Annotated in this window: 15 protein-coding genes; 12 read left to right on the top strand and 3 right to left on the bottom strand. The window is 43.5% G+C overall.

What is annotated here, in order from left to right; genetic code table 11:
• The 12 genes from LC574_RS16425 to rfbB all read left to right on the top strand — a co-directional run.
• Positions 1-260: hypothetical protein (locus tag LC574_RS16425; RefSeq protein ID WP_229454505.1), on the top strand; the 260-nt coding region annotated here is incomplete at its 5' end.
• A complete protein-coding gene (locus LC574_RS16420; RefSeq protein WP_229454504.1) occupies positions 261-644 on the top strand; it encodes a hypothetical protein in 384 nt (127 codons plus the stop codon). It abuts the gene before it with no gap.
• A 105-nt stretch (positions 645-749) separates the two neighbouring features.
• Positions 750-929, top strand: coding sequence for a hypothetical protein (locus tag LC574_RS16415; RefSeq protein WP_229454503.1), 180 nt, complete (start codon positions 750-752; stop codon positions 927-929).
• 96 nt (positions 930-1,025) lie between these two features.
• Positions 1,026-1,469 carry a hypothetical protein gene (locus tag LC574_RS16410; RefSeq protein WP_229454502.1) on the top strand — a complete coding sequence of 148 codons (444 nt, stop codon included), beginning with the start codon at positions 1,026-1,028 and terminating at the stop codon, positions 1,467-1,469.
• 80 nt (positions 1,470-1,549) lie between these two features.
• Positions 1,550-1,801 (top strand): hypothetical protein, encoded by a 252-nt coding sequence (locus tag LC574_RS16405; RefSeq protein WP_229454501.1) that lies wholly within the window; start codon positions 1,550-1,552, stop codon positions 1,799-1,801.
• A 346-nt stretch (positions 1,802-2,147) separates the two neighbouring features.
• The gene (locus LC574_RS16400; RefSeq protein ID WP_229454500.1) at positions 2,148-3,320 is read left to right on the top strand and encodes a transposase; all 1,173 of its coding nucleotides are present in this window, start codon (positions 2,148-2,150) and stop codon (positions 3,318-3,320) included.
• A gap of 47 nt (positions 3,321-3,367) precedes the next feature.
• Positions 3,368-3,514 carry a hypothetical protein gene (locus LC574_RS16395; protein WP_229454499.1) on the top strand — a complete coding sequence of 49 codons (147 nt, stop codon included), beginning with the start codon at positions 3,368-3,370 and terminating at the stop codon, positions 3,512-3,514.
• Positions 3,515-3,584: 70 nt separating this feature from the next.
• On the top strand, positions 3,585-3,794 hold the full coding sequence (locus tag LC574_RS16390) for a hypothetical protein (RefSeq protein WP_229454498.1): 210 nt from the start codon (positions 3,585-3,587) through the stop codon (positions 3,792-3,794).
• On the top strand, positions 3,791-4,492 hold the full coding sequence (locus tag LC574_RS16385) for a DUF6391 domain-containing protein (protein ID WP_229454497.1): 702 nt from the start codon (positions 3,791-3,793) through the stop codon (positions 4,490-4,492). The genes LC574_RS16390 and LC574_RS16385 overlap by 4 nt, the downstream gene beginning before the upstream one ends.
• Positions 4,458-4,613, top strand: a complete 156-nt coding sequence (locus tag LC574_RS16380; RefSeq protein ID WP_229454496.1) for a histidine kinase — start codon at positions 4,458-4,460, stop codon at positions 4,611-4,613. The genes LC574_RS16385 and LC574_RS16380 overlap by 35 nt, the downstream gene beginning before the upstream one ends.
• On the top strand, positions 4,610-5,605 hold the full coding sequence (locus LC574_RS16375; protein ID WP_229454495.1) for a glycosyltransferase: 996 nt from the start codon (positions 4,610-4,612) through the stop codon (positions 5,603-5,605). The genes LC574_RS16380 and LC574_RS16375 overlap by 4 nt, the downstream gene beginning before the upstream one ends.
• Positions 5,606-5,702: 97 nt before the next feature.
• Positions 5,703-6,770, top strand: coding sequence for a dTDP-glucose 4,6-dehydratase (gene rfbB / locus LC574_RS16370; RefSeq protein ID WP_229454494.1), 1,068 nt, complete (start codon positions 5,703-5,705; stop codon positions 6,768-6,770).
• A gap of 99 nt (positions 6,771-6,869) precedes the next feature.
• Here rfbB and LC574_RS16365 read toward each other — a convergent pair whose 3' ends face one another.
• From LC574_RS16365 to LC574_RS16355, 3 genes are all read right to left on the bottom strand, one after another.
• Entirely contained in the window at positions 6,870-7,217 is a 348-nt protein-coding gene (locus LC574_RS16365) for a hypothetical protein (protein WP_229454493.1), read from the bottom strand.
• 77 nt (positions 7,218-7,294) lie between these two features.
• Positions 7,295-7,615, bottom strand: a complete 321-nt coding sequence (locus LC574_RS16360; protein ID WP_229454492.1) for an addiction module antidote protein — start codon at positions 7,613-7,615, stop codon at positions 7,295-7,297.
• The coding region (locus LC574_RS16355) for a type II toxin-antitoxin system RelE/ParE family toxin (RefSeq protein ID WP_306422126.1) at positions 7,602-7,957 on the bottom strand (356 nt) is incomplete at its 5' end. The genes LC574_RS16360 and LC574_RS16355, both read right to left, overlap by 14 nt.

Genomic DNA, 7,957 nt, shown 5'->3' with positions numbered 1-7,957 from the left:
CACAGAGCGGGCCGCTAGTACTTTGTTGGGCGGCGATATTTTACAAATGCACACCCACCAATGCAAGGAACAACATGACAACTAAAGTTATGGAATTGATTGCACACCTAAAAATCTACCCCGGTGACACGGTGGTAACTATCAAAGACGTTGACGATGTTGAATTTGCGATTACTGACTTTGAATCTCTTAACAACGTCTTAACTATCGTCATCGGATCAATTGTAGACTCCGAGCTAGATGAGGAGGAGGGAGGCTAATTGAAAAGGCGACCGATACCGTCAGGTGGAGCGATCGCCTACATAAGCGTATTTAATATTAAGGAAATTGTACCAATGTCGAAGCCAATAGGATATTTCACTGGTTACACCATAAACGACGGCTCCTTAGTTGAATCCCTCCAAGAGGAGTACGGTAGTACATTTGAATTGATGACCCAGCACGAAAAGCTGTTTTTAATTTCTGCCATTTCGGCTCAATTGTGCGATCAGGCTCCCGGCAAATGCCGCGATGAGATTTACGTAGTCGGGCATCAAATTAATAGCTCATTGCCAAAGCATGACCGTATCGGATTAATTGAAGCGCTGATTAATCAAATCCGATACGGGCGCAGTCTAACTGAAACGGAGGTATTGCATAAATAATCATTCTTGTGTAGAGATGTCCGAATTTATCAAGTAAACACACCAGCATTCATTTGCTAGCGATTATTGCTGGTGTTTTTTTTGCACAATTAAGAATTTAGAATTATGACTTACCGCGACAGTCTCAAACCGTGGGCAATTTTTCAATATCTGCCCGATGGTGAAAACAAATGTGTTTATCGGTTTCGTACCCGCACTGAGGCGGATGCTTTTACTACTCTTCTTCGTCAGGGAGGCGGGAAGTTTGAGGTAGTTTTTGATCAGCAGATGGTTGCACGAGGATAGCTGATTTTATTGCGATCGCGATCCATGAGGAGTGCGATCGCAACTGAATGAAAAATCGATCCCAACAAGTAAAAAATAGCACGCATTGTCAACGCTATGAAAATCAAATTCGTTCATGCTCACTTCTTAATCTCCATCGGCGATTACAGCAACGAGCGAGTCGGTTTTACGGTTGAACTAGAAGAGGGGGACACAGTAACTTCAGTCGTTAATCACTTGAGACAGCAAGCCATAACAGCAGTTGGGCCCAAGTCCGAAGAACTCTACAACCAGAACCGACGATTACAAGTAGAAAACCGCGAACTTGAGGAGAGGACCAAGAAGCTTCGCTTGGAGTGGGAAGCAACAGCAGAATTTTTAAGAGCGCAGGGCATTAAACCAGAAGCTCCTTCAATGCCGCAATTTAACAAACTCATTGCTGCGGCGAAGGTTGAAGAAGAGTCCGTGACCGCAGAAATTGTCGAGCCTGACCCCGACGACATCCCTTTTGATTCTGGGGATACGCCCAAAAGTAGCGGTGATATCCCCGACGGATTTTAACTCTTGATTTTTTTAGGCGATAGCATTGCTTGCTCAAGAGGAGTGCGATCGCCCTAGATCACCAAAATTAGTTTAGCAAAATGCACACCATAATCAACACACCATCTGTGTTTACCTGTAAATTGCCCGCAGCTGGTTGGATCAACCTGTCCCAAATCCGCCAAATTCAATTTGAAGATTTACCCAGCCGCACTGCCGTTGTCACCTGGCAGAACGGAGACAAGCAACCATTCTTCGGTGAAGATGCTGCAAGTCTTGTTGCAGCCTGGGAGGAAGCCGCTGTACTCCTAGCTGAACGCTGTAGCAATCATCGTGTTAAAAACCGGAGGTAAACCCAGAAGATGCAGTACTTGTAATGGAACTGGAAGGATGTAAGCCTGATGAGGCTAGCTGACACACTAGCCGAAACGGTGGGTATTACTACCCACCGTCGCGGATTGTGTCCAAAGCATCCGCAAGTTAATTAGAGAAAGTGCAGCGTTCAAGCAGAATTGCGCCCCTAAATTGTGGCGTTTATCTGTTCATGCGCGGCACTTCTTCAGTTAACTCCCCGAATGCGTTTACTCCTGAATCGCGCCCCTCTTATGGTGGGGCGTTAGGGTGATTCGTGCGCTATTAAGTTCGGGCTACTCAAAGGATGCCAGTCTTTGAAAACCACCACTTATTGTTTGCAGAACCATGAAAACAGAATTAACAATTCTGGGAATTGATGTTAGTAAATCAAGCGTAACTTGCCATATTTTAACACAATATCCCAAAGGCGGATTACAGGCATATTGGAGTAAAACAAGAAATAAAGCATCTATTTTATATCCGGCTTTTTACTCCAATCCTGATGCTAAGAAGAAACAAAAATCAGCCTTTGACTTTGCTGATTATCTAGCAGAAATCAAGCCAGATTATGCAATCTTAGAGCCAACCGGAAACCACTATTCAAGACTGTGGGCATCCATCCTCAATAAGTTAGAAATCAAAATCCTCTGGGTTGGTCATGTCGAATTGCGGCGTTATCGTGGAGGCAAAAACCTTCCGAATAAAAGTGACCCTGCTGATGCTTTAGCAATGGCTGCTTACGGTCACGATCCAGATCACCGATTGTCAACTGGGGAGTTAAATTTGAGATACTTTCTCATGCACCGCCCCGAACCCATCGACGAACTCCGGGATCTGTGCCAGCAGCTTGAACACCTAAATCGGGTGCAATCACCAATTGTGAATTATGCAAGGCAACTTCTAGCTTGGCAATTCCCAGAAGTGGCGCACACCAAGAGTAAATCAACTAAATCGGGAGTTTTACCACCCCTTTGGGGATGGTTGGCTAATCGGCTCGAAATCTCGCCCGCCGGGAAAACCAGAATCGAAAATCGCTATAAAATATCCATTGCCCGCGACTACGGGATTGAGATTGACCCAATCTTGGAACTACACGCCGAATGGATGTGTGATATCTCACTCTATGAGCAGCGCTTAGAATCAAGAATTGCTGAAATGTTGTCTGAACCTGCATTTAAGCCGTACATGACTGTGTTTGATAAGTTTGGTTTTGGACTGAGAGTGCGATCGCGTTTACTCACCAGGATTTATCCTTTTGAGTCATTCCTGGGTGTTGATGGTAAGCCCGTAATCGAGTATGAGGTTCGGGAGGTAAAGAAAACGGAGCGGGAGCGCAAAAACGGAGAAACCACAGTCCGACGTTCAGTCGGCGATACCAAACGCATTAAACGCAACCGCAGCCGCGACACAAAATGCGTTTGGGTATGGGTACTGTTCTGGAACAGTCAGGAGACGGGCTTGTTGAAAAACCCAGCGGTTCATCACTGTGCCGAATCAGTCTGTGGCAGTACGTTTTAACCGGAGTAGAGACTGGAAGACTGCCAGAAAATCAGATTACCAAGGATTTGATTGAGTACCGCGACTCGCTCAAAGGCAATACCAACGAACAAGGTGACAAACTGCTAGGTGGCAAACACATCCAAGGAAAGCTGATGAGTAAAGTAGTAAACCTGCTGTTTCAGGAATTGTGTAAAATAATTCCTCTGACCTGATGCTATTAACCCTTCATCCAAATGAAGGGTTTAAAACCTAAAGTTTCAGTTACCCTGAACAGATGTAGGAATGGGGAATGGGGAATGGGGAGATGAGGGAGCAGGGGGAGCAGGGGAGGCAGGGGAAGAAGAATTATTAATGCCCAATGCCCAATGCCCAATTCCCAATGCCCAAACTCAAAAATCATCCACAAAAATTAGCAACAATTCAGTGGTGCAAGCGTTACATTTGAAAGAAATCTATGTTGCCCCATCGGCTTTGGGAGCAGTGTTCCAATGAATACTTCCGCTTCTTTTGAGGGTAGCTCGTCTCCCTTTAAATTTTTTAACTTTGATTTTACGACACCTGTATCTGAGAAAATTCCGAATCTTGAAGACCGATTTTCAGACTTTGTGCAACCCACACAAGATGCCGACTTACTCAGACAGCTATCGTTTATTCCAGGGTTGAAAGAAATTCTGATGATACGGCAGGTTCACGCTTTAGAACACGCTACTGTTTGGGTTCTTAGCGAATCAAAAAGTGCCTATCCTGCCAAAGGTGAACCTACTAACGTTCAACTAGATAACGAACTATTAGGCGGTTTGTCTACTGAGCAGGGATTCTACCTCTATGGTGAGGTGAATATTAGTGATTTGCGGCGTGCGGTTATACTTGCTCGACATCGCCTCACCAGTGGAGAATGGGATTTGGCTGTACATCCCCGTTGCGGCACAAATTTATCAGTAGCAATGCTCTTAACAGCTGGACTAGCTGTCGGTGTGCATCTGTTACTACCATTTCGACCTATCGAGCAAATTATCGGTTTGGGGTTAGCAGCGACGACAGCCGCTGAACTCGCACCTGATTTAGGTTCTATGGCACAGCGTTACCTAACAACTGCCATTCCTTTTAACCTAACAATTGACAATATTATCCGTACACGCGACGTTTGGGGGCGTGATGCACATTTTATTAAAGTGGGCTGGCAAGAGTAGGGATGAGGAGGATGAGGGAGATAAGGGGGATGAAGAAGATATTGCTTCCCCATCTCCCCCTGCTCCCTCATCTCCCCCCACTCCCCATTCCCTACTCCCCACTCCCCTAAAAAAATTATGAGAAAACTTTACTTCTTACTCCCTGGTACAGATGGCAAATTTGCCTGTGGTGGTCTTTGGGCTGAGTTAAAAGCACTTAATCTAGTTCAGCAGTTCTGTAGTGCTGATGTTGTAACTTACCGTCAACGGGAAAAAGGTAAGCTTTTTATTGATGATTTGCTAAAAGAGAAAAATTTAAGTGATGTAATTTTTGTCATCAGTTGGGGATTTGATATAGCTCAACTCGTGGCTAAACTTAAGCAATACAATGTCGTTTACCATGCACATAGTGCAGGTTATCCATTTACGTTACCTGCGAGTATTCCGATCATCACTGTTAGCCGCTATACAATGGGATATTGGGGAGAAAAATCACCTAATTCTCTCATTTATTATTTGCCAAATCAAATTTCTGATGAGTTTCAAAATTTAGGTCTGGAACGGGATATTGATGTTTTAATTCAGGCTCGGAAATCTTCTGAGTATTTAATTAAAGAATTGATTCCAGCGTTACAAAAACGTTGTAAAGTGTTGGTTGTTGATTCATACATAGAGGATTTACCTGGATTATTCAACCGAGCTAAGGTTTACCTATATGATTCGGCTGAGTACTGGACTCAACAGCGTGTTAGCGAAGGATTTGGTCTACAACCAATGGAAGCTCTTGCCTGTGGTTGTCAAGTATTTTCTAGTGTCAACGGTGGACTGGCTGATTACTTAGACCCTGGATTTAATTGCTATAAAATTGCTGGATATTCACAAGAATATGATGTCCAACGTATTCTAAAGGTGATTGATTCTTCAGTAGCTTTTAGTTTGACTGAAGAGTTTTTGTCTGAATATCGAACTGAAAATATTATTAAGCGTTTCCAAGTTATTCTGGATGAGTTAAATGAGTTTTTTGACCATAAGATACAGCAGGCATCTAATATTAAGAGTTTAACGAAAATACGTGTGGCAAAATTACTCGCTCAGAGGATATATGGGAAGCTGAGGAAGAAATACTTTAAGTAATAAAAAAGAACCACAGAGGCAAGGCAGTGCGTTGGGCGGGTTCCCCGACTTGAAGCAACTGCCGCGCTGATAACACAGAGAAAAGAGAGTAAATTGGATGATTCGGCGGTTATTAGTTACTGGGGGTGCGGGGTTTATTGGGGCGAATTTTGTCCATCATTGGTGTCAGGTTTATCCAGATGATCGGGTGGTGGTTTTGGATGCGCTTACCTACGCGGGAAATCGTCTGAATTTGGCGCTGGTTGAGGGAGGAGAGAATTTTCGGTTTGTGCAGGGGGATATTTGCGATCGCACCATCATAGACGAGTTATTATCAACCGAAAATATAGATACCATCGCCCATTTTGCTGCTGAATCTCATGTTGATCGTTCGATTCTGGGGCCGGCTGCTTTTGTGCAAACTAATGTGGTAGGAACTTTCACCCTGCTAGAAGCTTTTCGGAAACATTGGGAGGCAAAAGCACAGCCATCTGATTATCGTTTTCTACACGTTTCTACTGATGAAGTCTACGGTAGTTTGGGCCCAGATGATGCAGCTTTTTGTGAAACTACACCTTACGCTCCTAATAGTCCCTATTCAGCCTCAAAAGCTGGTAGCGATCACTTAGTGCGTGCTTATTACCATACTTACAACCTGCCGACAATTATCACAAATTGCTCTAATAATTACGGCCCTTATCAGTTTCCCGAAAAGCTAATTCCTTTGATGTGCATCAACACTTTGATAGGTAAGCCATTACCTGTTTATGGTGATGGTAAAAATGTGCGCGATTGGCTTTATGTGGGCGATCATTGTCGTGCTTTAGATGTGGTAATCAATCACGGTAAACCAGGGGAAACATACAATATTGGTGGCAACAATGAGGTGGAAAATCTCAACCTGGTAGAACTTTTGTGTCAGATGATGGATGAATTAGCACCTGATTTACCAGTGCGTCCGGCAAAGCATTTGATTACTTTTGTCAAGGATAGACCTGGACATGATCGAAGATATGCAATTAATGCAAACAAGATTAAAACTCAGCTTGGTTGGACACCTTCAGTAACAATTGCTGAGGGTTTACGTTTAACAGTTGAATGGTATCTCAATCATCGTGATTGGTGGGAACCTCTGCTGTCTGCGGAATATCAAGCTTACTATCGCAAAAATTATTCTGTAAAATAATGACCTAAAATTGGGTTAACTCCATTAGTGACAAATTAAAAACAAGTGCTGACATTAGTAATTTCTGTAAGCGTTTACTAGCTTCTTTAGCTTGTCTCATCAAGAATTATTTCTAATTAACTGCAATAATATTGACTCAAGACTTTGTAATGCAGCGTTTGTGGTGCGCTGATGTTCTTCAAAATTACGCTGATGTTCTTCAAAATTACGCTGGTGTTGTTCAAAATTACGTTGGTGTTGCTCATGACTATCACGTAACTCTAGAAGTACATCATCTAAAATTGCGCTCCGAGCTAAAACACGGTCAACATTAGTGGTTAGCTCTCTCATTTCCTGCCTTAGTTCATCCAGTTCTACTTGAGCATTAGCTTGTCTTTCAGCCAATCCTAAAATTATTTGTTCAGCGCGGTCTAACCTATTAGGAAAGTATTCGGGTGTGTCAGTCATTTTCTTTATGTTCAGCTCTTACAATTTTACAGGTATTGATCGCAGAGCAATCGCCGAAGTTTTCGGTTTACTGACTGTTACTCTGCGGCTGGAGGCATGATTTTTTGCGGTGTAAGACAATATCCCAGCGCTTTCATAATGGAATTGACGTTTTCAAGGCGCGGGTTACCATTGCTGGATAAAGCTTTTTGCAATCCCCGGCGTGTCATACCGGTTTGCTCGGCTATCTCACTAATTCCTCGTACACGAGCAACGACGCGCAAGGATGCTAACAACGCGCCCGAATTGTTGTCTTGTGCGTATTCCTGAAATATCTCGGTCAGATAATCGTCGATTTCTTCCGGATGCTTGCGGAAGTACTCTTCTTCAAATTCATCAAGTGTTCTAAATTTTCTCACAGCTTAGGTACTCCTTCCAGTAAGCTTTTGCGTCTTCGATGTCCTGAATCTGTGTGCTTTTATCGCCTCCACAGAGTACGACAACAATATTTTCAGCATCTTCACCGAAATAGACGCGATAACCAAAACCAAAGAACATTCGCAACTCGCTCAAACCATCTCCTATCGGTGCAACATCACCGTAATTGCCTTGTTTAAGGCGGCGTAGGCGTTGTAGAATGCGTCGTTTTCCTTGTTGATCCCGTAAATTATTTATCCACTCTGTAAACGGCTCATAGCCGTCTTGATTGGCATAGATGATAATCTGTTTTGGTTGTGCTTCTTTGGACACCTTCAATCTTT

The sequence above is a fragment of the Nostoc sp. CHAB 5715 genome (assembly GCF_020829685.1).
GTDB lineage: Bacteria > Cyanobacteriota > Cyanobacteriia > Cyanobacteriales > Nostocaceae > Nostoc.
The sequence above is the reverse complement of the archived record's forward strand: the minus strand, read 5'-3'. Positions and strand labels throughout refer to the sequence as shown.

Bases quoted from the DNA above. Each gene is read 5' to 3' on its own strand.
- LC574_RS16415 (WP_229454503.1), top strand. From the start codon at position 750: ATGACTTACCGCGACAGTCTCAAACCGTGGGCAATTTTTCAATATCTG.
- LC574_RS16410 (WP_229454502.1), top strand. From the start codon at position 1,026: ATGAAAATCAAATTCGTTCATGCTCACTTCTTAATCTCCATCGGCGAT.
- LC574_RS16405 (WP_229454501.1), top strand. From the start codon at position 1,550: ATGCACACCATAATCAACACACCATCTGTGTTTACCTGTAAATTGCCC.
- LC574_RS16400 (WP_229454500.1), top strand. From the start codon at position 2,148: ATGAAAACAGAATTAACAATTCTGGGAATTGATGTTAGTAAATCAAGC.
- LC574_RS16390 (WP_229454498.1), top strand. From the start codon at position 3,585: ATGGGGAATGGGGAATGGGGAGATGAGGGAGCAGGGGGAGCAGGGGAG.
- LC574_RS16385 (WP_229454497.1), top strand. From the start codon at position 3,791: ATGAATACTTCCGCTTCTTTTGAGGGTAGCTCGTCTCCCTTTAAATTT.
- LC574_RS16380 (WP_229454496.1), top strand. From the start codon at position 4,458: ATGCACATTTTATTAAAGTGGGCTGGCAAGAGTAGGGATGAGGAGGAT.
- LC574_RS16375 (WP_229454495.1), top strand. From the start codon at position 4,610: ATGAGAAAACTTTACTTCTTACTCCCTGGTACAGATGGCAAATTTGCC.
- rfbB (WP_229454494.1), top strand. From the start codon at position 5,703: ATGATTCGGCGGTTATTAGTTACTGGGGGTGCGGGGTTTATTGGGGCG.
- LC574_RS16365 (WP_229454493.1), bottom strand. From the start codon at position 7,217: ATGACTGACACACCCGAATACTTTCCTAATAGGTTAGACCGCGCTGAA.